Consider the following 26706-nt stretch of genomic DNA (forward strand, 5'->3'; position numbering starts at 1 on the left):
ACCTNTTTCGNNCNNNNGNNNTGGGTGAGACAAGAATTCTGCCGGGAAAACGGTGGGTCTGGGGCCGTCCAGTCTATGTCATCGGCACTCGTCTGAAGCCAAAGCAGAAATCTCAGAAAACGGATGATGATTTTCTGATTATTATTACTGCCCATGACCCTCAAAATGCTTTGGCCGATTACCATCACCGCTGGGGGATTGAAACGTTATTTGGCGCCCTCAAAACCCGTGGCTTTTGCTTGGAATCGACTCATTTTATCGATAAGAGACGTTTGTCGAAGCTGCTGGCTCTATTGGCCATTGCGTTTGTCTGGGCGATGAAAGCGGGTTTATGGCGACATACTCAGAAACCGATTCGCATCATCACGGCCCATGGCCGTCGAGCTCGGAGTTTATTTCGCTATGGCTTTGACTTATTACGTCGCTTTTTTACCGCTTCTCCCCAATCTCTACTTGAGTCAGAGTTTCACCCCATACAACTTTTGTCCTGTACTTAGGCTGAAGATATACAATTCAGCAGCGTGCGTTACGCTTTGCTAACGCTTCTGGTGTATGGAGGAGAGGAAAGAAAAAGCGTATCCTGCTGAATTAAGCAAAAACCAACAAGGATACACCCATGGATAAAGATAGTCTGATTTCGTTACCATCACCAGAAGCAACAGGAACTTTCCAAGACACATTAACGGAAATCCTACGTAAAGGTGCCTGTCAACTCATCGCCCAAGCAGTAGAAGAAGAGTTACAAAATTTTCTAGCTCAGTACAAAGACCAACGAGACAAACAGGGACGAAAAATGGTGGTACGCAATGGCTATTTGCCAGAACGCTCAGTCATCACAGGTATCGGAGAAGTCCAGGTAAAAGTACCAAAGGTACGAGACCGCAGCGGCAGCGGCATAAAATTCAATTCCTTGCTGCTGCCACCCTACCTAAAACGCAGCAAGAGCACAGAGGAGTTACTGCCATGGCTATATCTAAAGGGCATCGGGCTATTGTCAAATCTGGTGTATGAGAAAGAATTAAGCGGCATCCTGTTGTTGAGATGATGGGGGTGTTTTTTGAACTTTCAATCCATCTTTAAATGGAACTCCTTCAATGACATCGGCAAGATATTTGAAGCCTCGAATGCGCAACCACCGTTTCTGAGCACTCTGCATTAGTTTGAATACCAAGGCCAGAATCGTTGCCTTGGAAACACATCCTCTGGTTTTATCGGTTCTCAATCTCACGGTCGCAAAAGTCGATTCAAATGAATTGGTACTGCGAATATGCTGCCAATGGGGCGCTGGAAAATCAAAGAAGGTAAACAGACTATCGCGGTCTTTTTCCAGACATTTTGTCGCTTCTGGATATTTGGCTTCATAGGTTTGGATAAAACGCTCATAGGCTTGTAGAGCATCGGCTTTAGTCCCAGCGCGATAAATCTGCCAAATGCCCTCCTTCGCTTCCATTTGTTGTTTCTTGGGTAATTTATCGAGGATATTTGCCGTTTTGTGTACCCAACATCGTTGTTTGCGGGTCTCGGGATAAACCTGAGCCAAGGCATTCCAGAATCCCAGAGAACCATCGCCAATGGCCAGTTCTGGAGCGATGGCCAAGCCGCGCTGTTTGAGGCTCAGCAGCAGGGGTTTCCAGCTCAATGCCGATTCACGATATCCTGCCGCTAGGGCTAGCAATTCTTTCTCGCCGTTTTCCGTCACACCGATGAGCACCAGAATGCATTGTCTTTCTTCGGCGCGGATGTTGAAATAAATCCCATCTGCCCACACATACACATAGCGCTTTTGTTGCAAGGAACGCTGTTGCCAGGCTTGATGCTCCCCGACCCATTTCTGCTTCAGGCGACTAATCGTTGCTGGAGACAATCCACTTGCTTCCTCTCCCAGTAATGACCCTAGGGCTTCTTGGAAATCTCCTGTTGAGATGCCCTTTAGATATAGCCATGGCAGTAACTCCTCTGTGCTCTTGCTGCGTTTTAGGTAGGGTGGCAGCAGCAAGGAATTGAATTTTATGCCGCTGCCGCTGCGGTCTCGTACCTTTGGTACTTTTACCTGGACTTCTCCGATACCTGTGATGACTGAGCGTTCTGGCAAATAGCCATTGCGTACCACCATTTTTCGTCCCTGTTTGTCTCGTTGGTCTTTGTACTGAGCTAGAAAATTTTGTAACTCTTCTTCTACTGCTTGGGCGATGAGTTGACAGGCACCTTTACGTAGGATTTCCGTTAATGTGTCTTGGAAAGTTCCTGTTGCTTCTGGTGATGGTAACGAAATCAGACTATCTTTATCCATGGGTGTATCCTTGTTGGTTTTTGCTTAATTCAGCAGGATACGCTTTTTCTTTCCTCTCCTCCATACACCAGAAATAAACATAACTCGGGCCATTAACATCACCGCATCAAAGTGATCGCCTTCGATGTTAAACCCGGTTCCTAGGATGGGAGTCACGGCTAAAATTTGCGGTCTGTGCTGGCTTAACCAAGCATCGGGATTAGTGAGAAACCCTTCATATTCCTTGGCATTATCAGCGGTGATCGCCGTTGCCCCAAAGGAATGGGCCAAAAATTCAGCGTCACTTTTCCGAGTACAGAGAATGAGGATCCGTAGCCCCGCCGCCTTAAGCTCAAGAAATTTTGCCCACCATTGAGGCGTATCCTCGAAAACAATCGCTATCTGGGGTTTCTTCTCCGTGCCTACCTTCAGGACAAAGGGCTTACGGCCCGTGGTGCGGTGGTAGAGACCCACCTCATAGTCCGTTAAATCCGCTGAGACGCATAAGGCTTTCTGGGACTCCCTAAAGACCGTCCAGAACATCTCGGTATGTTTCCGCCGTTGCCCCGTTTTCCCGTGGGTAGAACTAAGGGTGAGGTTTTCAATTTGCTGATCGAACTCATCCCCGAAAGCGAAAGCACCATTTTTGAGCAGATTTTTGATCGGACGGATTAACCCTAAAACGCCCTCATTGCAGTAGGCAATTTTGGAAACGACATCGTAAGAATTGCTCCCAAATTTGACCAGCTCACCACCGAGGCGATCGCAGACCGTCCGATACTCCAACCCCATCCGAGTCGCTGCGTTTCGGGCTAGGGAGATTCTAGGGAACGGGGCGATTACCCGCCGCCACAGTCGAGCCACCATTGCGGCTAACTTGGTTTTCCCGGCGGCGGTAGGGGCGGCAATGAAAACATCCTGTGCCCCATTGGTGAGACGTTCTAGTCCCTCAGTATCTAACGCCCTAAATTCATCTAAGGTGATGGTTTTATCAGGGGTGAGCTTGTCGGTTCTGGCTAATCTGTTCTTAGCCTCACGGCGGGTTTTCTCGAAGGCGAAAGGCTTAAGCCAGTCCCAAGGCGATCGCCGTCTGTACCGCCCGAAATATTCATCCCCATCACCCTTGGATTTATCGCGCCNTGTNACCCAANCTNCAAACTTAATCGAGGGAATGGCCTTCGCTAATTTGCCATAACCCGCATAGAGATTCTTTTTGCTGAGGTTCTGGCTATCGGCATCGGGGAAGTGAGTGAATTTTTCCGCCTCACCATAAACCCCTAAGAATCGCTTAAGGGACTGAGGGCCAAAATTAGCACCGGGGGCACCAATGACAATGACCTGGGTATCTTTTCGCCATTCCCAAAAAGCACGGACTAACGGCTTTAAGAACCCTTCAATCGTCAGCACCCGGTAAGGCTTGGCTTTATCGAAGGCGGGATGCACCCAGACCGCGATAGGATTTTCCCCCGTTTCCTTGACCTTATTCCGCCCGGTGAAGATACCCCAATCATATTTACGCTCTGAGCGATTATCTAAGGCCCGTTGAGCGCCGCAGAACATCCCGGTAACTGGATCTATTGCTGAAATGCCATAGCCACCCTGACAGGCAAAGAGCAAGTGATTAGATAGAGCAAAATTAATTTCGTCCTGGGTTAGCCCCCGCCGCAGAAGATCAGCGTTCTGTGACTCAGTGAGTTTTGCCTCGAACCCTAAAATCTCTTGATGACGATCGCCAATAGTGACATAGCCCGCCCGTTCCTTGGCTTCTCTTTTGGCCCGTGCCTCAGCCCTCAGCCGTTTGATTTCCGCCCGGTGATTCTCTGAGCGATCGCCCCGTTCCGGTGAGTACAAGCCCCATAGACCCTGCGACTTATCCCGCCCGTGGTAACGCCATCCTGGTACGTCCCCATCGGGTAGGCCCATACAAAGAGCTAAGTCGCCATCGGTAGTTCTACACTTGCCCTTCGTATCCCCACAGACCGGGCATGGGTTGTTCCGTTTCGTGGGGTAAAATCTGCCGGAAGGACGAGAATGATATTCGTTCNCAAANCCCATACCTCTGGTAGAATTGAGGGTATCGACAGGATCGCTAGTCTGTATTACGATATTTGCCATAATAGAAACAAGTCGGCCCCCATTTTTGTGGGAGTCGGTTTAATAAGGTTTAGTGAAACCCCTGCATCCGCCAAGATTTGGGGTTTCGCTGTTTTTAGGCAGCGGTTGAGCCATCATTTTTCAAAACATCACTAAATAATTTCCGGGAGAGTCGGGAGACATTCGTCCCGTTTTCACGGGCATAGGCGGCGATCGCCTTATGTTGGCTATCTTCGACTCGGATTGAAACTACCTTGTATTTCACCATGGTTTTTGGGGATCAATTGAACCTATAGTAATACAGGATTTCGCGAGGAAACAACTTTTTCATCAATTTTTTTTAGACAATCAAAAAGCACCCCTCAATGCAACGAATAAGGCGCTGTTTTAACATCTCGCTTCAATTTTTATTATTTCTGTTACTTCTTAAAGAGCCTAAACTCCCTTACAATCAAAGTTTTCAGCAATCAAAAGCCAAGTTTTGTTGACGCATTTTAGGATTTGTTTTTAATGAAGCAATGAGACTGATTTATGCGGTAAAAAAGCCGATATATTGGGCTTATTCATCCACTTCCGCCTCTAGTTCCGCAAACTTTAAAAGGGTACTCTCTAGGGGCCAGCTACCCCCGTCGAGGAAAGTCATGATCGTTGCCCCCGATAGCCCCAGGGCTTCCCCCAAGGAATGAATATCGTGGCCCGTCGCCTTCATGTAGTGGTGGAGGCGATCGCCTAAACGCTGGGTATCGGTGGTCGTCGCAAAAAACATCATTCAAGTCCTCATAAGTCAACTGTTTAACCGTCTAGTCGTCTAACTGTCTAGCTGTTCAAAATACTCCCCCATAATTCGCTCCACCAATTCCGACATATCTTCTTCTGTTGTTAGAGTCTGGGAGCGCATCTTTAGGTGCAGTTCCTTCGTTAAATAAAGCGTAACTTTCTTGAAATCAGGATTCTTGCTTTTTGCCTGTCCCTGAACCCCAGGCGATCGCCCAGGAGGTTCGGCCTTAAAATCTTCAAATCCTTCAAATCGATTCCCCTTCGACTTAGCCACAAAGCTCATCTCCTACCGCACGATAATTATTCCAGGCAATGCCAGAGTAGCGATCGCCTTTCACCTCGGACACAATACAACCCTCTAAAGCGGCCTTCGGATAAACAGCTAACCGTCTAACCATCTGATCTAAAACGGGTAGACCGACCCCCTCTAAAAAGTCCCTGGCTTCCGGCCCAGCGGTTGAGGGCTTTGGTGGAACAATCGTTACGAGGATTTTGTAATTCTGGATGTCTAGTTGTCTAAGCGTTTGGACGTTTGACTTCAAAGCGCCCATTGCCAAAACGTCGGGACTGGTCGGGAGCAGGAGCAAATCACACCCCCTGGACAAAGATTTAATTTCTTCAACTTCAGGACGAGCGGGCGTATCAATCACAACGTGCTCATACTTGCGAGCAGCCCTAATCCCCTCCCTTTCATCAACCACGGGGTAGGGGAGATTGCCCTTACTGGCCCAAAGTAAAGCGGAACGATTTAGGTCACCATCAATCAAAATTGTTGGGGCAGACTGGTTAAGATAGGCCGCCAAGTGAACCGCTGATGTCGTTTTCCCTACGCCCCCTTTAAAGGCCGTTATAGTGAGAATCATAATAGCTGTCTAGCTGGTTAGCTGTTTGACCGTTTAACCGTTTGACGAGAAAAATCACTCAATAGTCGATGTCGTTTCCCTTTGGATCTGATCCAAAGTCGCCCGCCACATCAACCCAGACTTTGAGTTCCCTGTCTTTTTTGCATATCGATCAATCTGGGAATTTGCCCATGAAGGAATCGTTAAATTGATCCGCTCCGTAACCCCATCCACCAACCTGTCGTCAATTTCTACCAGGGCGTAAATCGCGTCTGTATCGCCAGGATATTCAGATCGCTTACGGGGCATGGGAATAGCCTCTCCATCCTCCAACATTGCTTCGAGGTGTAAGGCGATCGCCTCCTTCGCTTGCTCCAGGGCTTCTTCTAAAGAATTTCCCGCCGAGAAGCACCCCGGTAAATCAGGCACCGTAACCCCAAAGCTCGAACCTTTATCCTTATGAAGAATCACCGTCCAGTACATCGTTCTTCTCCTTATCTACTTGACCAGTCCCATCCGGCTTGCTGAAAAATACTTTTCAAAGTCCCCGTGGGTAAATCGCTTTTCGGGTGGGGAACCGTGACTCGTCCCTGCTTTGTCGGGTGCTTGAAGTGTTGATGGCTTCCTTTCGTCCGGGCAACGTACCACCCTTCCTTTTTGAGTCGCTTGATTACCTCACTACTCTTCATAACCCCGATTAATATAATACACACTATACATATTGTACCCCCCTTAACGCAACTATCCCCTTGGTTTTTATGAATGTAGTCGCTTTGTTCTTGACGCAGAGTATACTTACTACTCTTTGCCAGGGAGAGGGAGATATGGGCGTCTCCCAAGGGCCGGGCCACCATCGCAAAGCGACCAAGCCGTCACAGCGCCTATCGGCCTTTTAACGCTGCTAGTCTTGGGCCAAGCTGGTACCCCTGACGCGATCGCCGAGGAGATATTTATTTTTTACCCGTAGAAGTAAAAATTAGCCCCAGGAAGAATTAGGCGATCGCCCCGTTGTTTTTCCCCGTAGAGAGAATTAGTCCAGGGCCACCAGTCTAAGGTCGAGGGCCAGGAAATATGGTGTCGTCCGCGCAAAGCGCCGATGACGATTGTCTCTCATTAAAGAAGCCGCATCTTGCCGCTTCACCCTGGCCCAAGTTGGGTTATTGCCTCGCGATCGCCCACCGCCCACCAAGTCTTATTCTGCTGTCCCAAATAGTCCTGTTCCCAAAGGTTACTTGCCGCCAACAACTCAGCTACTTGTTAAACCCCAATCCCCCACTGGTCGGTATAGGCGGAGCGACAGGTTAGAAATAAGGTTGCCGCACGATTGCGGCGTAATTACGCTTCCTTTGCCGCGAAAAGGCATTTTAGCAACACCAGTCCGCCGGAGGGGGATAGCCCGTGTCTATTAACGTTGGCCTCCTACGTCGGCGATCTTCGGCTGTCGGGCAGTTTTTATACGTTGGGGCCTAAGCAAGCTACGTCCCTATCCCGGCGTTTGTGGCGTGCTTTTTTCGTTCGTTGGGCGGCACGTCGCTAGTAGAAAGAAAGAGAGGTGGGTTGGAGGGGGTAGGGGCGCGCGCAGCGTGTGCTTTTGTCCTTTTGTGCTTTTGTGTGTTGGTCGGTTGTGGTTTTTGTCCGGCTGTTTTCGTGGTCGGGGGCTGGGTTGTTTGTCCCCTGGCCCCCCGCCGCTTGTGGGCCTTGCGGCCCTGCGGTCTTATATCAGCGTCAGTTGTTTTTGTTCTGCCCAGCTCGGCACTTGGCTACCGTCGAGAGGGTAGATTGTCACCTTTAGCCCTTTTTTTACGGCATAGGCGATAGTTCCCCAGGTGCCGCTACCGTGCCCGCTGAAGGGTTTTGTCGGGGTGCAGGTGGGTGGGCAGGGTTTGTTCGGGTAGGCCGTTAGTTCGGTGGCGTTGTCGATCATCCGTTGGCTTCTTTGGGCGTAGTGCCAGCGTTGCCGACCTTCCACGTGGTAGATGGTGAGGTCGGTTCTGCCTTCGTAGTGGCGGGCGACCAGGGCATCTAGTCCTTTCGCGTCGCCCACTCCCACCGGGCCTTTTACTGGGTTTGCGTCTAAGTGCTGTTTTACCAGCCGGGTTTCTGTTGGGGTTAGTTTGCGGGGGCCGCTGTATGCGTGCATAGCTTGCTCTCTCTTTTTCTTTCCTACCCTTCTATTTTACCGCGTTATCACGGTTATTTGCGCTTTTCTTTTATTAGTTTTTCTTATCTGTTTTCCCTTGTTTTTCCCTGTTATCACGGTATAATATAAGAACAGGCGAGGAGAGAACCGCTAATTCTCAACCCCGCCCTAACAACCACAACTAGGAGTTAGCTAGTTATGACCGCTTTAGATATTTTACGGCAGTTGTCAGAGACCGCCGAACGCACCGCATTTAACAATACCGTTGGCCGTTACCAGTTCGAGACCCAGGATTTAGAAGTTCCCTGGTACGCCTGGACTTGCTGGAATACCCGTTACATCTTTTCCTTTACCGCTGTTATCCCCGGTGCTGGTGAAGTTTGCCTAGAAAGCGAGGCCGAATTTACCCAGCCGTTGACGACAGAAGAGATCGAGCGTCAGTGGCGATCGCTGGCCCTTGGTTGCGGCTATTTCGAGCGCGGCGACGTAGAGGTTAAGTATCCCTGCTGTGATTTCTTTGGGGAGGTAGCTTAAATGTTGTATTTCGAGCCACAGACTAAGGGCTTCTCGACTACCCCTAGTCCCACCGCTGACCCAGTAAAGGTTATCCGCAGAGGCGATCGCCCGGCCCTTGTTGACCACGGAAAAGCAGTGATCGCCCTATTCCCGAACCACCCGAAAGAAACGGTTTGGATTCCCTTAGAGGATCTGCCTTTCTAACGCACCTATGGGGGCATCGTCCCCCACCCATTACGTTTCAGGAATCAAAACAATGAACAATCCCACATTTACCCTCACCCACGACGGCAACGACTACCAAGGAAAGGTATGTGCCTATGGGCGAATCTGGCTCTCTTCTATCTGCATCGACAAGCGATTATTTGCCAGTGATGGCCCCACCCGTTACCACGCGATCGCCAACCTAAAAGCCAAAGTCAGACAAACTCTTACCCCCCTACCCAAGCCCCGGCAATACTCCCCCGGCCCCTACACCTATCGCAAAGACCCTGATCCGTTCCTCGATGAATTAGAACTTCTCACCTGGAATGCCGACCACGGACTCCCTCGTTAACCCCGCAAGCCAGCCCCCAGGAAAATGTTTCGCCCTTGGGGGCGGCCCACCCACCCTCCGAATTTTTGTCAGCAAATTTCAATAGGAAAACTTTCAACCATGACCACCACTACAACCGCCCCAACCCGTCCCACGGAGGTTCGACTGAGCCCGCCGAAGTCTCCAGGAGCATGGACTCTCAAGCAAACCACCGAAGTATTGTCGCGCCCTATCCCCGAATCCCTCCTAGGCACCAAAGACCGGAATATCACTTATCTCCCCTGGCACAATGCCGTGAAGATTTTAGATAAATATTGCCCCGGCTGGACGTGGGAAATTGCAATTCTCCAGAGCAGTGGCGATCGCCTATTTTTGACCGGACGATTAACCCTCACTGTGGCTGAGGGGCGAGTCTACCGCGAAGCCACCGGAACCGAAACACTCAAGCTCACCAAGCGCAACGGCGAGACTGTTGAACACCCCTATGGTGACCCGTCGAGCAATGCTGAGTCGATGGCCTTCCGCCGCGCCTGTGCCAAGTTTGGCTTAGGACTCTACCTCTATCAGTGATCGCCCCCATGAAAGCTTATTTTCTTGCCCACGACCTAACTATTAGGCCCGTCCAGGTTGACGCCATCTGTAAAGAAACTCACACCGTTGTGATCAATGGCGATCGCCTACCCCGACTTACAGAAAAAGGCGCTTATTTTGCCACCACCAAAGGAGTCGCAAACGCCCTAAAAGCAATACCCCAAAACCTGTAACAGTAGCGATTTCAAATCCCAACTGTCCTGGAGGATGACACAAAAAGCCTCGCCGCAATTTGAACAAGAAAAATCATGGATAAATTCGTTGTCTCCCCCCAGTACCGCTTCACCCTCGATGATTCTTGGGCACCGAACCCCCTATTAGCTGAAACCCTAGCCCGCCGTGACTTTGGCTGTTCTTTTGATGATGTCGCTATGGAAAATAAACCCGGTGTCATTATGTCCGCCGCCTTTCATCACTTCGGTGATCGCGTCCCGGTAGATACCCCCTACAGCGTCACCATTGCCGACTGTGACACCACCTTTAACCTCCTCAAAAAACCAGATGGGGAAATTCTGGTGGAATATGACTCCCTCGCCGAAACCTTTGGAGAGCCCCCCGCCGAAGTCGCCCAGACCCTAACACCGGGGGCAACCTACTTTCATCCCAAAGCCGAAACCAGCGTCATCGAGGGGCAAGAAGTCATCAATATGGCTGGGTTCTATTCAATGCTCATTGATGCCATCATTAACCCCGACAGAACCGATGATGGAGGGAAAAAAGCAGAGGCCGTTCTATCCTCCCTCCTGGTGCAAAAGTTACCGGGACGGTCGGCGATCGCCATCATTCAACAAGTGAAAAGCACCCGGAACATTTGGGCCTTGAACCGCGTTGTTGATGACCTCCTAGCCGCCGAGTAACCCCAAGAAATGTTTGGCCCTTAATGGGCCTTCCCTCCCACCCGCCAAATGTTAGGCTATTAGCGTGAAAACAAGAAATTAAATATCAATGCGCGGCAACCCCAACCCAACCATCACCAAAGAATTTCGAGAGCAGCAAGGTCTTAAATTAAACGACCTCCCCCAGGACGAAAAAATGTACCCCTCAATGTTTGGGGTTAGACTCCCCCAGGATGTCGCCGAAAAATTGTTGCTCGAAAGCGGGAGGAAAAATACCGCTCTATTGCGCCGCATCCTCGTTAGGATCACCCGTGATTACCCCGAACTTTACGAACAGTTCAAAGCCGAATTAGACGCCTAGCGATCGCCTCGTTAAAAGGGTTTGGTGCTACGCGGTTGAAACGTTTCGCTCTACGCCGCTAAGGGCACGTGCGTCCAGGGCCGCTCTTCAATGGCCCTCTAAACATTCCCCAAAAGTTATCGCCTAGCCACAGCCCACTTAAATGACACACAGGTGCCGCATTGTACCCGCTGAATAACCCGCTACAAAGCCTATACCGAGCTACGGCGCTGAGATTAATTTCGGTCTGGCCCAATGCGCGACTTCCAGAGGCACCCCCTTCGACAGAAATCACGGTTAATTTTCCGCGCGGCCAGGGTCAAATCTTCTCGCGCACTCCGGGCTTTCCGCTGGTGTTCACCTAATTTACAGAGCTAACTGAACGGGTTGAAACGGCAGTGCGGTGTGTCCGCGTTGTTGTTTTCTGGTGTCCGCTATGTTGTTTCTTCTTTGCTGGGTTCTCGTTTCCGTCGTTTTCCTCCTTGCTTTTGGCCGTTCTGGCTCTGCTGTCCCGGCCTCGGTGCCCCCTGTTGTTTCCCGCCCCGTTGCCGCCTCGCCTGTGTCTGGCCCGTCTTGCTCTTTGGCCGTCCGTGCCGCCGTCGTCCCTTCGTCCTGTTGCCTGTTGCTGTCCCGTTCTGGTCGCCCGCTTTCTGGGGGTGCCCTCGCCGCTCGTGTGGGTCGCCTCCGCCGTTCCGGTGTTCTCGTCTAGTTGCCTCTGGGGGGTTCGCCCCTCCCTTTTTTTTGTGTCATGGAAGATCGCCCGCATAGTTGATGACGAATGGAAGGGGGTTCATAATGTGAGCACCCCTGGCGGAACCCAGGTGATCAGCAATTAAATCCTCTGTGATTAATGCAACGGTCTTAATCCCTCCCGCTGTCTGAGTTTCAGTCGTTTTTAGGGAGGAATATGCAACCCCTTTCAATACATCAATCAATTCCGATGCCGGGATCCCGGCATCGCTTGTTCCGCCTCAATTTTTCATCAACATTCTCGACTGGAGTTGCTGTATTTCCCGGTTGTATTCGGCGGTGCGTTTCAGCCGTCCGCTTCATCCGCTCAGACAAAAGTCGCGCACCTTGCATCCCTCCCGCTATCGGGACTTCGGCTGTTTTCACCTCACTTTCTCGCGCACCTTAAACGCCCCCACCACCTAGATAAAATAGGGACAAGAATACCAAGGGATGAATCATGGTCAGCAAAAGCATCGATATCCGCGTCAACGGGGACAACAAAAATTTCATTGAATCCCTCGCCAAAGCTAAAGCCGCCCTTAAGGATTTCTCTGAATCTTCCCAGTCGGCGATCGCCAAGACAAAATCCGAGCTCGATCGCCTCAAAGCCTCCCAAGCCGAAACAAAACGCAACATTGAAGCCCTCCAAAAAATTGACCTCCGTCGCCTCAAGTCCGATCAAATGCTCGATCGATCTGCCCTTGTAGTCGATCAAAAGGAAGCTTCCCAAGCCATCGCACGAGAATTCCAGAATCAACAACAAGCGATCACCCGTCAGTTCCAAGCTGAACAACAGACCCAGGAGCGTAGTTTCCAGGCCAAAATCCAAGCCCTCAAAGATGCCGGGGCCCAACGGCGACGGGAAGTCGAATTAGCCCTCTCCCAACAAATTAGCGATCGCCTCAATCAGCAAGCCGAATCGTTCAAATTAGCCGCTGAGTCTGCATCCCAAGCCGGGAAGTTGGCCGCCGCCGAAACCACCAAAGAGCGTCTGGCCCTTAAGAAAGAATTCCAGGAATTAGCAAAACAACGGGAGGCGATCGCCGATCTCGATCTGGCTAATAAAATCTTTGACCCCAGTGAATTGGTGGCCCAGGCGGAGAAGATCGCCGGGGTGAGGCACATTAAGTCCGAGGAAGACGCCCGGAAGGTGCAGGAGATTATTGGTCAAATCGAAGCGGAACAACGTCGTCAACAGACCGAAGCGGATAAAGCGGCAAAGGTAGCCCTCTCCCAAGAACTGCAAGCCCTAGACCGCGCCTATAAAGCAGAAGTCGAAGCCCGGACAATCGCCTTCGAGCAAGCCCAACAAGCCGCCAAACGTCAATTCCAAGCGGAGGAGCAACAGCGGGAGGTTGACTTTGAGGCCGAGGCCAATCAACGTAAACTCCAAGATCTCCAGGAACGGGCACAACAACGCCTCAATCAAGAGATCGAACTCGAAGCCTTTAAGTCTGCCCAAGAGGAGACCCGTGGGCAAGTACGCGCAGAATTAGAACGCCAACTCCAGGTAGCTAAAGAAGCCTCCGAGAATCAGATCAATACTGGTCTCAAAACCGCCGCTACTGACGCCAAGAATTCACTGGTCGGTGGGGCGGAAAAGATTATCGCTGCCACCAATGCCCTCAATCAAGCTGGGACAACGATCAAGGAGGCGATCGCCCGTCTCCAAGCCGCAAACCTCGCCGAAAGGGAACGCACCCCCAATCAACAACCGCAACGGGCCGAATTCCTAGGGGCCTCAACAACCCAAGAACCCCCGCAGAAATCACCAACCTTAAGCCCCAGTTCGAGGAAGGAAAACGCCTGATCGAAGAAGCTGGAGCCTCCCTAAAAAATTCCATCACCGAAGCGGCGGGCACCCTTAATCAATCTGGAGAGAGCCTCAAAGAATCCCTGTCTCTGGGGGCCACCAGCGCGAAGGAGGCGATCGCCGAGGGGAGCGCTTCTATTCGGGCCAGTGCCGGGGCTTTGGAGGGGGCAAGCTCTGGTTTGTCCTCAGCGGCCAAGGAAGTTTCTAATGCGGCATCTAGTGTCCAGGGGGCGGCCAGTCGCCTAGAGCAAGCCGGGAGAAACGCAGCGGCGGCGATCGCGGCGGCAGCGGCCAGGGCAGCAATTAGACCTCGCCTCAAGGGTGGCCCGGTTAAGCCAGGGGAGCTTTACTTAGGGGGTGAGCGGCGACCGGAATTATTGAAATTTAACGATGGGCGATCTGAAATCATTGGTCAAAGCGGCCCTGAACTATTTACGGTGGATAAACCAGGTATTGTTCACCCCACGGTGCCCTCTGGCTTCCCAAAAATAGAGGTCGCCCTCCCCCGGCCCAAGGGAAGTAACGGTGGGGCTGAACTCCTAAACGAAATGCGAGCGTTGCGGCGAGAACTTGCTTCCCAAGGAGTGAAGGGGCCGAATACTTATCAAATTTTTGGGGCCGCCGATCCGGTAGGGGCAACGATCAAACTTCAGGCCGAGCAATTGCGGCAACGGGTCAGAATGTCGGGACTTTAACCCCCGTTACGGTGCGTTTGTCACGCCTTTGTCACGCTGTCTCACCGAAATTCTCGTTGCAAAATCCGCACGAGGTAGGCCGAACGATCGCCACCCTTCACCCGGCGATCAATCCTCTCCAGGAGATCTAGGGGAAGCCGCAAAGAGACAATGGCCCGCCCCTGATCGTCCAATTTCCGGCCCGTGGGATTTTGGCGGCTTTTTCTTGCCCGCTTTGCCCGCTGGGCTTGGATTCTTGCCATTTGTCTTCCGGCCATAAAAATTTCTCCTCTTTCTTTATCAATTTTGGCACGGAGTCCTAGGCGGCCCTAGATTCTCGCCACTTGTACCAAGCCCACCCTGGCTTATATCCAAGCTCAGAAGCCGCCGCCTTCCACACTCCCAAGGGCGCATTAAGATCCTTGAGGCGATAGCCGACCCATCCCTTCTGGTAGCCCCTAGCCTCCCTTTCTTCGAGCAATTCATCTAGGGCCATTTTCCAGAAGCCGTCAAGCTCAGGCGATCGCCCCTGTAGACCATGGTCAACATTGCCGGGCTGAATCTCCCTGGTAGTTACGTTTGTTTGGATAAGCTCTACTGGCTCCCACTCGACTACTTCTCCCTCAGCACTTTTGACCAATCGTTTCGCCCGGTTGGGCTTTTGGACTCCCTCAAGTGTCCAGGTGCGATCGCCGCAAGGTAGCCCGTGTCTCTCCCAATTTCCGCCATGATCAATAATCAGAGCTTCATCTTTACCAGGGGCGGGCCTCAGCACCCGACCGACCATCTGAAGGAATAAGCCTAGGGATTTTGTCGGGCGGGCCATCTGTAGGGCTTCAATAGCGGGTAAGTCGGTTCCTTCTGTAAACAACCCGACATTGCTCACCACTTTAATTTCCCCCGCTTGGAACGCCTCTAGGGCCGCTTTCCTTACTTCTGAGGGTGTTTCCCCGTCTAGGTGAATTGCGGGAATCCCCGCAGCTTTATACATGGCGGTAATTGCCCTTGAATAGTCCCTATCAATCGCAAAAATCAGACATCTCAAGCCGTCGCAATGTTGACGGTAGCTAGAAACTAAATCAGCAGCCAGTTGGTCTCTAGGATTAAGGCGGGCCAATGACTTTGAAGTGTAATCACCGCCCCTAGTTTTCGCGCCCTTCACCACCATTGAATTTTCAGCGGCTAGATATCTGTAGGGGGAAAGATGCCCCGCTTCAATGAGTTGCTTAATTGATGGCCCCGTGACCATGTGGCTAAATAAATCATCTAGGCCCGCCCCGTCCCCCCGGCATGGGGTAGCGGTGAACCCTAGGGTGTAGGCTTTCTCAAAGTGATTCAGAATCTTTCGGTATGTGGTGGCCGCCGCGTGGTGGCATTCGTCCACAATGATGGCCCCAAACTTATCAGCCGGGTAACGGTGAAGCCGTCTAACCAGACTTTGAACGCTGGCACTTTGGATGAGGCGATCGCCATCGTCGGGGTAGCCCGCTTTAATAATCCCCACGGGTTTACCTGAAACGAACTCAAGTTTTCCCGCCCCTTGGTTAACCAGTTCCTCACGATGGGAGAGCAATAAAACGTCCTCGTTTCGCTTAATGAACTCATGGGCGATCGCACTAAAGATCATCGTTTTGCCGCCCCCGGTAGGGAGCTGACCGACCACAGAATTATGTTGGGCAAGGGAACCAAGAATCTCGCTAACCATGGTTTCTTGGTAGGGCCGTAATTGAAATTTACTCATCTGTCTAACCCCCCATTGTCTGTAGCTGATATTCCCGACACATCGCCCCGCCGCCATTGGTAAAACTGACGATGTATTCCGCCGCCCCCGGTGATGTCATCGCGGTCTTGATTTTTGCCTCAATCCACTTGACCCCATCCCAGAAATTCACCATCGCTCCCACTGCAAAATTGGGTTTTTGGGGAGCTTTATCAGGGGCCGCCGCCTCTAGTTCCGGTGGTGAAGTTTTTGGCGGTGGATCGGGTTCTGGTTTAATCTCTCCAATCTCAAGCTGGGTAAAGTTTTCAGAGGTGATCCACACCCCTTCAATACTATTAGTTTCTGGGGGTGTGGATCGGCCATAAATCTCAGTCACCCACTGGCTTTTGGGATTTATGGACAGCTCCCCAAATTTCTCAATATTTAGGGGTAATCTTGCTGCTAAATCGGCCTTAGAGATATTCCAATCTTCAGTATCGAGACGGTAAATTCTGACTAAGCGATCGCCGCCCCTTTTCCGCCGGGAAACGCTCTTTAGCCCAAAGAAACGGAGCAACGCCCCAACAATGGCCGCCGGGGTAGCATTTTTCCCGCAAGATAACTTCACCCCAAATTTGGCTAGTTCATCCCGGTGCATCCGCCAGTTTTCCGCCAGCTTAAGAACAACCGGGTGATTACTGTGCCACTCTTGACCCGATAGGGCAAGGTCAAGGAATTCACCGATGCCCCAATCATCCAAGGCCCGCACCCGTAAATGATTGTGCGTAAGATCTTGCTGACAAACCGCCCCATGTTTGGTCTGTTTTTCGAGGGAATATTTATCGAGGGCGATCGCCAAATCGGGGATGGCTTGCATCTCTAATTTTTCCAAGGCCCGTCGCTTTTTGCCCTTTCTATCCCGGCGGATGTAATCGAGGTCAAGTTGCTCAGGCGTTTTCCCGGCCCAAGCTGCAATCTCATATTTCTCACAAGCCCAACGGTCTGACTCATCGAGCTTATCTTCGGACTCCTTAAAAGCTTTGTATTCATCCTCACTGAGGTTATTGGCCCCGTGGCGGCGTTGATACCAGACATCGGCGTATTCTGCCCTGAGTTCTGCGATCGCCCCCTCAATGGCCTCGATTTCATCTTCTGGGAGATAACAAAGCTCATAGGTGACAGTCTCGATATCTCGTTCCAACCGTGCGAGTAAATCCGCCCGCAGATGCGCGAGAGACCAATTGACCTGGGCCTTGTAATAGAAGTAGGGGTCATCGGGGTCAAGGTAACTCTGCTCATCGACAATCACGTCGTTGCACTGTGCCTTCGTTAACCGCCGCTTGAATAACTTCTTAGCGGTGATTTCATCAAATCGGTGATTTGTTTCAGCACACCAGATAAACCTGGGTACGTTGGGCCGATACCGCGCCAAAAATTGCATTAGACCTTTAGCCGGGATGTTATCGGCATGGGCCATTGGGCTATTGTCAAATCTGGTGTATGAGAAAGAATTAAGCGGCATCCTGTTGTTGAGATGATGGGGGTGTTTTTTGAACTTTCAATCCATCTTTAAATGGAACTCCTTCAATGACATCGGCAAGATATTTGAAGCCTCGAATGCGCAACCACCGTTTCTGAGCACTCTGCATTAGTTTGAATACCAAGGCCAGAATCGTTGCCTTGGAAACACATCCTCTGGTTTTATCGGTTCTCAATCTCACGGTCGCAAAAGTCGATTCAATGGGATTGGTACTGCGAATATGCTGCCAATGGGGTGCTGGAAAATCAAAGAAGGTAAACAGACTATCGCGGTCTTTTTCCAGACATTTTGTCGCTTCTGGATATTTGGCTTCATAGGTTTGGATAAAACGCTCATAGGCTTGTAGAGCATCGGCTTTAGTCCCAGCGCGATAAATCTGCCAAATGCCCTCCTTCGCTTCCATTTGTTGTTTCTTGGGTAATTTATCGAGGATATTTGCCGTTTTGTGTACCCAACATCGTTGTTTGCGGGTCTCGGGATAAACCTGAGCCAAGGCATTCCAGAATCCCAGAGAACCATCGCCAATGGCCAGTTCTGGAGCGATGGCCAAGCCGCGCTGTTTGAGGCTCAGCAGCAGGGGTTTCCAGCTCAATGCCGATTCACGATATCCTGCCGCTAGGGCTAGCAATTCTTTCTCGCCGTTTTCCGTCACACCGATGAGCACCAGAATGCATTGTCTTTCTTCGGCGCGGATGTTGAAATAAATCCCATCTGCCCACACATACACATAGCGCTTTTGTTGCAAGGAACGCTGTTGCCAGGCTTGATGCTCCCCGACCCATTTCTGCTTCAGGCGACTAATCGTTGCTGGAGACAATCCACTTGCTTCCTCTCCCAGTAATGACCCTAGGGCTTCTTGGAAATCTCCTGTTGAGATGCCCTTTAGATATAGCCATGGCAGTAACTCCTCTGTGCTCTTGCTGCGTTTTAGGTAGGGTGGCAGCAGCAAGGAATTGAATTTTATGCCGCTGCCGCTGCGGTCTCGTACCTTTGGTACTTTTACCTGGACTTCTCCGATACCTGTGATGACTGAGCGTTCTGGCAAATAGCCATTGCGTACCACCATTTTTCGTCCCTGTTTGTCTCGTTGGTCTTTGTACTGAGCTAGAAAATTTTGTAACTCTTCTTCTACTGCTTGGGCGATGAGTTGACAGGCACCTTTACGTAGGATTTCCGTTAATGTGTCTTGGAAAGTTCCTGTTGCTTCTGGTGATGGTAACGAAATCAGACTATCTTTATCCATGGGTGTATCCTTGTTGGTTTTTGCTTAATTCAGCAGGATACGCTTTTTCTTTCCTCTCCTCCATACACCAGAAATAAACATAACTCCCCGCTCAGGGGCACTTCATATTCCTGAGCGACATGAAGCAAGAGCGGCCCCCAATGGTTATCTTCGTTCGTGACGATGGCAATTTTTCGTGCTGCGACACCCTGTTGTAGCAGTTGTTTAATTTGACCCAGGGTGCCCCTAGCCTCTGCCTCCCAGTTGGGATAAACATGGGCTTGGACGGTTTTAGGTTCGAAATTAACACTGTTTTGACCGAAGAATTTCTGGCTCAGGCGATCGCCTAAAGATTGCGTCTCTGGCTGGCTATCATCTAGGTGCCAACCTTTCCCTTGTAAGCGTTTGATGAGTTCGGCTTGGGGTGAAAAAAGAGACTGGCCATCGATATGGGGTAAATACAGCAGACTATCGGCAGCGGCGATCGCCTCAATAAAGGCAATTTCATCGACCTGGGGATCTGGATAACCATAGATACAGAGAGTTTGGGGGACAGGGCCAAGGGCGATCGCCTGCCACAGCACAGCGGCGGGATCTACAGTTTTAGTTTCCTGTAGTTGAGCTTGGTACTGTTGAATAACCTGGTGCAGTTGCTGGATTTTTGGGGTGTTAAATGCTTTTAAACCATCAAGATTGGGGCTTGCTTGGAGCAGTTCCTGCATTGCCCTCCGCCAGGTTTGCACCGTCCCCTCTAGATCCGTAGGGTTTAAGGTTGTGGCGATCGCCTGTTTCAGTTGCTGATATTGCTCTAGGGGATTAAGCACCCGCTGGCCTTTCTGCCATAACAGTTCCGCAGCGAGGCTACTCAGGGAATAGGGCTGTTGTTGTTTCAGGCATCGGGCAGTCTGCCGGGTCGGGGCGATCGCCTCCGCTTTTCCCTTTTTCAGAAGAGCCTGAGCTGCCCGTAGAAAAGGTGATGAATGCTTGTAAATAATGCCCATAAAATCAACTTGCCCGAATCAAAGTTCCTATCAAAGCCCATGACGCGATCACTCTCTCCCGTCAGATAAAATCGGAGAAAAAGCTACCCATAACGTTATGGGTAATTCATTCAAGTCTCGAACTCCTCACCATCAGAACTTACCAAACAAAACACTCTAGCAACTCAGATTGAGTAAAAAATTATCTAAACTCCTCCTGAAAGGCGATCGCCTACTCATTCGGCAACTCGAAAGAATTTCAGACTATAGGGCATTAGTCACACCTTCTTAGCGTGCAATATGTTCCCTTTTATGACGTAACCCCTAGAACCCCTATTCTTTCGTTAAAATGGCCTAAAAAGGTCGATCCTCAAAACATCTTCTATGTAAGGCTTTCAGACGATATTTTTTCTACAGCATTTTTCGGGCTAGTAAAGCGATAGCGAGTAAGATAAAGCTGTAATCTACCCAATCAAAATTTGCAGTGCGACCCTACTCTGTTGATTTACGCCAAAAAATTATTGACACCTATCTCGAAGGCAAACTATCACAGCGCCAAATTGCTGAGCAATTCCGGGTTGCCTACAGTTTCGTGCGTAAACTAACTAAGCAATATCGTGAAACAGGAGATATTCAACCCAAGCAGCGCCTCAAACAAACCCCCACTAAACTCAATGAGACTCAACTCATCACCCTGCAACAGCTAGTAAAGCAGCATAATGATGCAACCTTAGCCGAACTCTGTGACCTTCTCGAAGAAACCGTTGGCGTCAGGATTAGAGTTATGTTTATTTCTGGTGTATGGAGGAGAGGAAAGAAAAAGCGTATCCTGCTGAATTAAGCAAAAACCAACAAGGATACACCCATGGATAAAGATAGTCTGATTTCGTTACCATCACCAGAAGCAACAGGAACTTTCCAAGACACATTAACGGAAATCCTACGTAAAGGTGCCTGTCAACTCATCGCCCAAGCAGTAGAAGAAGAGTTACAAAATTTTCTAGCTCAGTACAAAGACCAACGAGACAAACAGGGACGAAAAATGGTGGTACGCAATGGCTATTTGCCAGAACGCTCAGTCATCACAGGTATCGGAGAAGTCCAGGTAAAAGTACCAAAGGTACGAGACCGCAGCGGCAGCGGCATAAAATTCAATTCCTTGCTGCTGCCACCCTACCTAAAACGCAGCAAGAGCACAGAGGAGTTACTGCCATGGCTATATCTAAAGGGCATCTCAACGGGAGATTTCCAAGAAGCCCTAGGGTCATTACTGGGAGAGGAAGCAAGTGGATTGTCTCCAGCAACGATTAGTCGCCTGAAGCAGAAATGGGTCGGGGAGCATCAAGCCTGGCAACAGCGTTCCTTGCAACAAAAGCGCTATGTGTATGTGTGGGCAGATGGGATTTATTTCAACATCCGCGCCGAAGAAAGACAATGCATTCTGGTGCTCATCGGTGTGACGGAAAACGGCGAGAAAGAATTGCTAGCCCTAGCGGCAGGATATCGTGAATCGGCATTGAGCTGGAAACCCCTGCTGCTGAGCCTCAAACAGCGCGGCTTGGCCATCGCTCCAGAACTGGCCATTGGCGATGGTTCTCTGGGATTCTGGAATGCCTTGGCTCAGGTTTATCCCGAGACCCGCAAACAACGATGTTGGGTACACAAAACGGCAAATATCCTCGATAAATTACCCAAGAAACAACAAATGGAAGCGAAGGAGGGCATTTGGCAGATTTATCGCGCTGGGACTAAAGCCGATGCTCTACAAGCCTATGAGCGTTTTATCCAAACCTATGAAGCCAAATATCCAGAAGCGACAAAATGTCTGGAAAAAGACCGCGATAGTCTGTTTACCTTCTTTGATTTTCCAGCGCCCCATTGGCAGCATATTCGCAGTACCAATCCCATTGAATCGACTTTTGCGACCGTGAGATTGAGAACCGATAAAACCAGAGGATGTGTTTCCAAGGCAACGATTCTGGCCTTGGTATTCAAACTAATGCAGAGTGCTCAGAAACGGTGGTTGCGCATTCGAGGCTTCAAATATCTTGCCGATGTCATTGAAGGAGTTCCATTTAAAGATGGATTGAAAGTTCAAAAAACACCCCCATCATCTCAACAACAGGATGCCGCTTAATTCTTTCTCATACACCAGATTTGACAATAGCCCGATTATGGACAACTGCTCTATCCACAAGGGGAAAGCCATTAGGGACTGTGTTGAAGCAGTTGGTGCAAGACTGATATTTCTTCCTCCATACTCGCCAGACTTTTCACCGATTGAGAATTGTTTCTCCAAAGTCAAAAGTATTTTACGTTCGTGGGGAGCCCGTACTTATCCAGAGCTCGCACAAGGGATTGAGGCCGCCTTCTCACAAGTATCAAGCCAAGACTTGCAGAATTGGTTTACCCATTGTTGCTACTCCGCCTCATAAGACTGAAAAACGCTGTATAACCGATACTTTCTGTTCAAATGCGCCCTCTAATCCATGTACTGCTAACCCCATCGAGCAAAGCCATAGACCTGTCAAGCACCGATATACTATCCGATTCTGGGCTTTGGTGACTTTGAATCTGCTGATCGGTTCTGTCGAGCAGTGGATGAAGTGGCCAACTTTTTGAGGCCGCGTAGTCAAATGCCAGAATCAGTGTGTCTGTCGGCTCGAAGAGAGAAGTTCCTGCAAGGCGTTGAGGAACTGGAGGCATTGTTTCTATCTGCCTGATCCAAATTTCATTGAACAGGCTTTAGCTCGGCAGGAAAATCGGGGTTAGGATGAACTCAGGGCACACGACTCTGTTTTCCTGGGCGATCGCCAATCTATTTTTGTAAGCCATAAATTCAAAAAGTCTAGACTTTGCTACTTATCTTCTGGCGGAGTTTGGTGATGGTCTCTGGGTTTAATTCGCTTTCTAGCTCTACGGTTTCCCTTACGTCTAGCGCGAGTTTTACTTCTTCAGGGGTTGCCTGACCCAAATCATTGAGAAGTTTTTGGAATGAGGTGTTTTGCTGTTCAACGTTCTCAGCGGGAACGGGTTCCACAACGTAATTTTGGAAAACCTGACGGGTTAGGGCATAGACAATGTATTGGTTTAGGGATACGCCCTCTTGGGAGGCTTGGTGACTAAGCTGTTGGTGGAGGGTTTCGGGTAAGCGTAGGGTTAAACGACTCATTGTTATTCATCTCCTGTGAGTTTTAGAATGAGTTCGACGGGGGACAGAACAGGTAAGCCTAGGGATTGTTTTGCCCGTTGAAAATCTTTGAGGTTTAAAGTAACGATCGCCGCATTGGCATTCATAGCACAGTCAATGATCAGATCATCGCCGGGGTCGGGGGAAGTGGGTCGCCATGTAAAATGGATTTCGGTGAATTTAGTGAGGGTGAGTAACCGACCAAGGACGGGCTTTAGGGTTTGCCAACGAGTAGGGGATAGTTTACGGCTTAAAACATCTTGGTATTCATAGGCAATCGCCGTGGAAATGTGAACGATGAATAATTCGGCTAACCAAGCTTCGATGATCAGCCCTGATGCGCTCCCCTGTTTGGTTAAGCCTTCTAGAACGATGTTGGTGTCAATAACGAGGTGTAATGGGGCTTGCTCTGTCATGACACCACTATAGCACCATATTCAGTGTCGTTTAGTTGCATTCGGCGATGGACTAGAGGGCGCATCTCGACAGAAACCTAGGATTATAGAAAAAATATTGCCTGAGAGTCTTGTATAGAGATCGTTTCAAGGCTCGACTTTTTTTACTGATTTTAACGAAAGAATAGTGGTTTCAGTGATCGCTAGTGGGTACTTCTTTATTCAGTAAAGGCTGACCTAATTCCTTCACAGAGCCATCACCATTGATATAGGAATGAAGTGCGCATCATTTGGAGAAAGTTACCCATAACGTTATGTGTAAGTCACACAAGCTTTTTAAACCTAATTCTCAGAACTTACCAAATAAAACACTCCAGTAACTCAGATTGAGTGAAAAAATTATCTAAACTGCTCCTGTGAGGCGATCGCCTTTTTTGGTGATTATGGCAACTACCCATAACGTTATGGGTAAAATTTATCCCAGTCCAAAAAACTCAACCCCCAAATCTTAATCAATTTTCGTGAGGCGATCGCCTTCCCAGCCCTTGGTAAAATAAGCAAGCTACAGAATCTCCAGGCCATCAGTTGACTATGAATATTAACGCTTCAATCATCGATCAACGCCTAGGCTCCCTCATCGACGCTATCCGCCAACCGGCAAAGGATGAATTAAATATCCAAGACGAAAACAAGATCAAGCCCCTTGCCTTTGTCTACAGCGTTTTTCGGTCTTATGAGGCGGAGTAGCAACAATGGGTAAACCAATTCTGCAAGTCTTGGCTTGATACTTGTGAGAAGGCGGCCTCAATCCCTTGTGCGAGCTCTGGATAAGTACGGGCTCCCCACGAACGTAAAATACTTTTGACTTTGGAGAAACAATTCTCAATCGGTGAAAAGTCTGGCGAGTATGGAGGAAGAAATATCAGTCTTGCACCAACTGCTTCAATACAGTCCCTAATGGCTTTCCCCTTGTGGATAGAGCAGTTGTCCATAATCACACAGGCTCCTTGCCATAACTGAGGTACTAACTGGCGATGTATGAAAGCTTCAAAAGTGAGACCATCACTACTGCCCAGTAGATTTACATTGGTCAGTACCTTCTCAAGACTAATGGCACTAATCATGGATACTCGTTTCCCCCTTTTGCTGGGACGTTTCCCATGGGCACGTTTTCCCCTGGGTGCTCGACCCCGTAATCGAGTCAGCGCTAAATCAACCCCTGATTCATCAATAAAGATCAAGTCTTTTAGGGAACCTCGATTAATTGCTTTTTTGACGATTTTTTGAGCCTGAAACAACGAGGATACGTTGCCGATCTGGCGAAATTTTGAATTTTTCGAGGTTCCCTTTACTAAAATCTCCCGCACCAGTTGCCAAAATTCATATCGTTGCTGCTGTACTCGTTCTGTTTCTTTCTCATCGGGATGCAGTGTTTTTTTTGAGGGTTATCTTGAGTTTTTGGAGCATCCGAAACATTGTGGTCACACTAATCCTGACGCCAACGGTTTCTTCGAGAAGGTCACAGAGTTCGGCTAAGGTTGCATCATTATGCTGCTTTACTAGCTGTTGCAGGGTGATGAGTTGAGTCTCATTGAGTTTAGTGGGGGTTTGTTTGAGGCGCTGCTTGGGTTGAATATCTCCTGTTTCACGATATTGCTTAGTTAGTTTACGCACGAAACTGTAGGCAACCCGGAATTGCTCAGCAATTTGGCGCTGTGATAGTTTGCCTTCGAGATAGGTGTCAATAATTTTTTGGCGTAAATCAACAGAGTAGGGTCGCACTGCAAATTTTGATTGGGTAGATTACAGCTTTATCTTACTCGCTATCGCTTTACTAGCCCGAAAAATGCTGTACCTCTGTGTCAAAACCATTCTCGACCTCGATCACAGCGAAACATTTGATTGCCTCACTGAAGGGGGAGGAGATTTCGGCGTTGATGCCATTCATATTTCCGAAGAACATGACGGAGAATTTACCGTTAGCCTTTTCCAGGCGAAATATAAAAATAACTTCAAAGGAGATGCGAATTTTCCTGCAAACGGCATTGAAGCCCTGATCAATGCGATTCGGTATCTTTTCGATCCCAACGCCACACTGCAACGGATTAATCCTCGACTACTGAGTAAAGTAGAAGCAGCCCGTAGCCTCATCCGTGACGGTTATATTCCCCAAGTCAGAGCATTAGCTTGTAATAATGGCCAACCGTGGAATATCGCCGCCGCCGAAGCCATTGAGCGCAGTGGGTTTGGCAATCAAGTCACTTGGGAACACGTTAACCATGACCGTCTGATTAATATTCTCCAGGCAACCAAGCCCGTTAAAGACACCCTCCGGCTCAGCGGCAAAGCAATTGTTGAAGATATGGAATTTAGTCGCGTTCTAGTGGGCAAAATTGCGATCGCCGAAATTGCGGATTTAATTGATCGTCATGGTGAAAGACTGCTCGAACGTAATATCCGGCGTTACCTGGGTTTACAGGGCAATCGCGTCAATGAAGGAATTCGCAATACTTTGATCAATGGAGAGGAGAAAAACTTTTATTTCTATAACAACGGCATCACCCTAACCTGCGACTCCTTTACCCACAATGCCTTTCAGCAGGGAGACTATCAGGTGCGAGTTGAAAACCTCCAGATCATCAACGGTGGTCAAACCTGTATGACCATTGCCAAAACCTTGGCTCAACGCAGTCTTTTTCCCCAGGAAGCTTACGTTTTAATCCGTTTGTATCAACTTCCCAAGGAAAATGAAGACCTCGTTAAAAATATTACCTATGCCACGAACAGTCAAAATCCCGTTGACTTAAAAGATCTCAAGGCCAATGATGAACGCCAAAAACGCCTAGAGATTGACATGGAAGCCCTCGGTTTCAATTATCGGCGTAAACGTTCTGAAAGTTACTCCCGTAGCGATATTACGTCAGGGGTAGCCGCAGAGGCCGTCTTGTCCGTGTGGCGCAGAAAACCCCATCAGGCAAAATTCTTTTCAAGAGAACATTTTGGCAAGTTGTACGATTCGATTTTCACAGACCAGCTCAATGGTTCCCAGGTGATCACTGCTGTTTTACTCTATCGGATTGCAGAAAATCGGCGTAAGCGTCCTACTGAAGATGATCCTGACTTTGTGCGTTATGGTTCCTGTTTTGCGGCGATGCAGATGGGCCAAAAGCTGCTGTCAGACATAAAGCTTGATTTAGCAAGCCTCAATCATGAGCACTTCCCTAAAGCCCAAGAACTGGTTAAAACTAAAGGTGACAACTACTTTAAAGCCGCTATTGATGATATTCAAGCTGCCCTTGCAGATCTCTATGGCGATCGCCCCATATCTTTACAGCAACTCGCTGCCACTTTCCGGAGGGGTGATTTAATCGAAAAACTCCGATAAAACTTAGTGAGATTTATTCAACCTAGCTCTCACCATCAATCGCCAAATTTTTGATTTAATTTAGCGATGAAATTATGGAAATTACAAAAAGTCAGTTTAAAAGCCAATTCGAGAGTATTNNAGNNNNANNGNGNNA

The 26706-nt window shown here is 49.4% G+C and carries 32 protein-coding genes and 3 pseudogenes; 18 read left to right on the plus strand and 17 right to left on the minus strand.

Going from position 1 to position 26706, the window contains the following annotated elements; translation table 11 throughout:
• Positions 1–5: 5 nt before the first annotated feature.
• Positions 6–497 (plus strand): annotated as a pseudogene (locus tag FEK30_RS00025) (transposase); the annotation flags it as partial.
• A 119-nt stretch (positions 498–616) separates the two neighbouring features.
• A pseudogene (locus tag FEK30_RS00030) lies at positions 617–1033 on the plus strand (transposase); the annotation flags it as partial.
• Here FEK30_RS00030 and FEK30_RS00035 read toward each other — a convergent pair.
• From FEK30_RS00035 to FEK30_RS00070, 9 genes are all read right to left on the minus strand, one after another.
• A complete protein-coding gene (locus tag FEK30_RS00035) occupies positions 1019–2290 on the minus strand; it encodes an IS256 family transposase (RefSeq protein ID WP_138070978.1) in 1272 nt (423 codons plus the stop codon). The pseudogene FEK30_RS00030 and the gene FEK30_RS00035 overlap by 15 nt on opposite strands.
• A 2188-nt stretch (positions 2291–4478) precedes the next feature.
• Positions 4479–4631, minus strand: coding sequence for a hypothetical protein (locus FEK30_RS16580; RefSeq protein WP_168191079.1), 153 nt, complete (start codon positions 4629–4631; stop codon positions 4479–4481).
• Positions 4632–4922: 291 nt separating this feature from the next.
• Positions 4923–5132, minus strand: a complete 210-nt coding sequence (locus FEK30_RS00045; protein WP_138070983.1) for a helix-turn-helix domain-containing protein — start codon at positions 5130–5132, stop codon at positions 4923–4925.
• A gap of 39 nt (positions 5133–5171) precedes the next feature.
• A complete protein-coding gene (locus FEK30_RS00050; protein ID WP_138070985.1) occupies positions 5172–5423 on the minus strand; it encodes a hypothetical protein in 252 nt (83 codons plus the stop codon).
• On the minus strand, positions 5407–6003 hold the full coding sequence (locus tag FEK30_RS00055) for a nucleotide-binding protein (protein ID WP_138070987.1): 597 nt from the start codon (positions 6001–6003) through the stop codon (positions 5407–5409). The genes FEK30_RS00050 and FEK30_RS00055 overlap by 17 nt, the downstream gene beginning before the upstream one ends.
• 54 nt (positions 6004–6057) lie before the next feature.
• The gene (locus tag FEK30_RS00060) at positions 6058–6465 is read right to left on the minus strand and encodes a type II toxin-antitoxin system HicB family antitoxin (RefSeq protein WP_138070989.1); all 408 of its coding nucleotides are present in this window, start codon (positions 6463–6465) and stop codon (positions 6058–6060) included.
• Positions 6466–6476: 11 nt separating this feature from the next.
• Positions 6477–6836 (minus strand): type II toxin-antitoxin system HicA family toxin, encoded by a 360-nt coding sequence (locus FEK30_RS17250; protein ID WP_397428990.1) that lies wholly within the window; start codon positions 6834–6836, stop codon positions 6477–6479.
• A 103-nt stretch (positions 6837–6939) separates the two neighbouring features.
• Positions 6940–7071, minus strand: a complete 132-nt coding sequence (locus tag FEK30_RS16930; RefSeq protein WP_255447796.1) for a hypothetical protein — start codon at positions 7069–7071, stop codon at positions 6940–6942.
• A 625-nt stretch (positions 7072–7696) separates the two neighbouring features.
• A complete protein-coding gene (locus tag FEK30_RS00070; protein WP_138070993.1) occupies positions 7697–8122 on the minus strand; it encodes a hypothetical protein in 426 nt (141 codons plus the stop codon).
• Between the two features lie 198 nt (positions 8123–8320).
• On the opposite strand from FEK30_RS00070, the gene FEK30_RS00075 reads away from it, so the two are divergent.
• From FEK30_RS00075 to FEK30_RS00120, 10 genes are all read left to right on the plus strand, one after another.
• The gene (locus FEK30_RS00075; protein WP_138070995.1) at positions 8321–8656 is read left to right on the plus strand and encodes a hypothetical protein; all 336 of its coding nucleotides are present in this window, start codon (positions 8321–8323) and stop codon (positions 8654–8656) included.
• Positions 8657–8842, plus strand: a complete 186-nt coding sequence (locus tag FEK30_RS00080; protein WP_065711791.1) for a hypothetical protein — start codon at positions 8657–8659, stop codon at positions 8840–8842. It abuts the gene before it with no gap.
• A 52-nt stretch (positions 8843–8894) separates the two neighbouring features.
• Positions 8895–9194: a hypothetical protein gene (locus FEK30_RS00085; RefSeq protein ID WP_138070997.1), complete on the plus strand. Its 300-nt coding sequence runs from the start codon at positions 8895–8897 to the stop codon at positions 9192–9194.
• Positions 9195–9293: 99 nt separating this feature from the next.
• Complete coding sequence (locus FEK30_RS00090; RefSeq protein ID WP_138070999.1) at positions 9294–9743, plus strand: DUF1071 domain-containing protein; 450 nt, start codon at positions 9294–9296, stop codon at positions 9741–9743.
• A gap of 8 nt (positions 9744–9751) precedes the next feature.
• A complete protein-coding gene (locus tag FEK30_RS00095) occupies positions 9752–9937 on the plus strand; it encodes a hypothetical protein (RefSeq protein WP_138071001.1) in 186 nt (61 codons plus the stop codon).
• Positions 9938–10012: 75 nt separating this feature from the next.
• Positions 10013–10621 carry a hypothetical protein gene (locus tag FEK30_RS00100; RefSeq protein WP_138071003.1) on the plus strand — a complete coding sequence of 203 codons (609 nt, stop codon included), beginning with the start codon at positions 10013–10015 and terminating at the stop codon, positions 10619–10621.
• 88 nt (positions 10622–10709) lie between these two features.
• The gene (locus FEK30_RS00105; RefSeq protein ID WP_138071005.1) at positions 10710–10961 is read left to right on the plus strand and encodes a hypothetical protein; all 252 of its coding nucleotides are present in this window, start codon (positions 10710–10712) and stop codon (positions 10959–10961) included.
• 415 nt (positions 10962–11376) lie between these two features.
• The gene (locus FEK30_RS00110) at positions 11377–11649 is read left to right on the plus strand and encodes a hypothetical protein (protein ID WP_138071007.1); all 273 of its coding nucleotides are present in this window, start codon (positions 11377–11379) and stop codon (positions 11647–11649) included.
• 480 nt (positions 11650–12129) lie between these two features.
• Entirely contained in the window at positions 12130–13482 is a 1353-nt protein-coding gene (locus tag FEK30_RS00115) for a hypothetical protein (RefSeq protein WP_138071009.1), read from the plus strand.
• A gap of 182 nt (positions 13483–13664) precedes the next feature.
• Positions 13665–14180, plus strand: coding sequence for a hypothetical protein (locus FEK30_RS00120; protein WP_138071011.1), 516 nt, complete (start codon positions 13665–13667; stop codon positions 14178–14180).
• A 41-nt stretch (positions 14181–14221) separates the two neighbouring features.
• On the opposite strand, the gene FEK30_RS00125 is transcribed toward FEK30_RS00120, so the two are convergent.
• From FEK30_RS00125 to FEK30_RS00145, 5 genes are read right to left on the minus strand one after another with little or no spacing between them, the layout of a single operon-like run.
• Positions 14222–14437 carry a hypothetical protein gene (locus FEK30_RS00125; protein WP_138071013.1) on the minus strand — a complete coding sequence of 72 codons (216 nt, stop codon included), beginning with the start codon at positions 14435–14437 and terminating at the stop codon, positions 14222–14224.
• Positions 14438–14478: 41 nt separating this feature from the next.
• Complete coding sequence (locus FEK30_RS00130) at positions 14479–15900, minus strand: DEAD/DEAH box helicase (RefSeq protein ID WP_138071015.1); 1422 nt, start codon at positions 15898–15900, stop codon at positions 14479–14481.
• A gap of 4 nt (positions 15901–15904) precedes the next feature.
• The gene (locus FEK30_RS00135; RefSeq protein ID WP_138071017.1) at positions 15905–17335 is read right to left on the minus strand and encodes a hypothetical protein; all 1431 of its coding nucleotides are present in this window, start codon (positions 17333–17335) and stop codon (positions 15905–15907) included.
• Between the two features lie 34 nt (positions 17336–17369).
• Positions 17370–18641: an IS256 family transposase gene (locus tag FEK30_RS00140; protein WP_138071019.1), complete on the minus strand. Its 1272-nt coding sequence runs from the start codon at positions 18639–18641 to the stop codon at positions 17370–17372.
• A gap of 29 nt (positions 18642–18670) precedes the next feature.
• Positions 18671–19621, minus strand: a complete 951-nt coding sequence (locus tag FEK30_RS00145; RefSeq protein WP_181445647.1) for a PD-(D/E)XK nuclease family protein — start codon at positions 19619–19621, stop codon at positions 18671–18673.
• 463 nt (positions 19622–20084) lie between these two features.
• Here FEK30_RS00145 and FEK30_RS00150 point away from each other — a divergent pair, with 463 nt between their 5' ends.
• The 4 genes and pseudogenes from FEK30_RS00150 to FEK30_RS17340 all read left to right on the plus strand — a co-directional run.
• The gene (locus FEK30_RS00150; RefSeq protein ID WP_255447797.1) at positions 20085–20441 is read left to right on the plus strand and encodes a helix-turn-helix domain-containing protein; all 357 of its coding nucleotides are present in this window, start codon (positions 20085–20087) and stop codon (positions 20439–20441) included.
• 24 nt (positions 20442–20465) lie between these two features.
• Positions 20466–21737 carry an IS256 family transposase gene (locus tag FEK30_RS00155; protein WP_138071019.1) on the plus strand — a complete coding sequence of 424 codons (1272 nt, stop codon included), beginning with the start codon at positions 20466–20468 and terminating at the stop codon, positions 21735–21737.
• A 37-nt stretch (positions 21738–21774) separates the two neighbouring features.
• Positions 21775–22035 (plus strand): transposase, encoded by a 261-nt coding sequence (locus FEK30_RS00160; protein ID WP_397428991.1) that lies wholly within the window; start codon positions 21775–21777, stop codon positions 22033–22035.
• 52 nt (positions 22036–22087) lie between these two features.
• Positions 22088–22323, plus strand: a pseudogene (locus FEK30_RS17340) (IS6 family transposase); the annotation flags it as partial.
• A gap of 125 nt (positions 22324–22448) precedes the next feature.
• Here FEK30_RS17340 and FEK30_RS00170 read toward each other — a convergent pair.
• Positions 22449–22772, minus strand: coding sequence for a YlcI/YnfO family protein (locus FEK30_RS00170; protein ID WP_138071021.1), 324 nt, complete (start codon positions 22770–22772; stop codon positions 22449–22451).
• 2 nt (positions 22773–22774) lie between these two features.
• On the minus strand, positions 22775–23206 hold the full coding sequence (locus tag FEK30_RS00175) for a putative toxin-antitoxin system toxin component, PIN family (protein WP_030008090.1): 432 nt from the start codon (positions 23204–23206) through the stop codon (positions 22775–22777).
• Positions 23207–23776: 570 nt separating this feature from the next.
• Between FEK30_RS00175 and FEK30_RS16585 the strand changes: the two genes are divergently transcribed.
• Positions 23777–23932, plus strand: a complete 156-nt coding sequence (locus FEK30_RS16585) for a hypothetical protein (RefSeq protein ID WP_168191080.1) — start codon at positions 23777–23779, stop codon at positions 23930–23932.
• On the opposite strand, the gene FEK30_RS17255 is transcribed toward FEK30_RS16585, so the two are convergent.
• A protein-coding gene (locus FEK30_RS17255) for an IS630 family transposase (protein WP_397428992.1) occupies positions 23917–24967 on the minus strand; the annotation gives its coding sequence in 2 pieces (ribosomal slippage) (positions 23917–24628 and positions 24627–24967; 1053 coding nt in all). The genes FEK30_RS16585 and FEK30_RS17255 overlap by 16 nt on opposite strands.
• Positions 24968–25031: 64 nt before the next feature.
• Here FEK30_RS17255 and FEK30_RS00190 point away from each other — a divergent pair.
• Positions 25032–26570, plus strand: coding sequence for an AIPR family protein (locus FEK30_RS00190; protein WP_255447799.1), 1539 nt, complete (start codon positions 25032–25034; stop codon positions 26568–26570).
• The last annotated feature ends 136 nt before the right edge of the window (positions 26571–26706 follow it).

It is taken from the genome of Picosynechococcus sp. PCC 11901 (genome assembly GCF_005577135.1).
In the GTDB taxonomy this organism is placed as follows: Bacteria; Cyanobacteriota; Cyanobacteriia; order Cyanobacteriales; family MRBY01; genus MRBY01.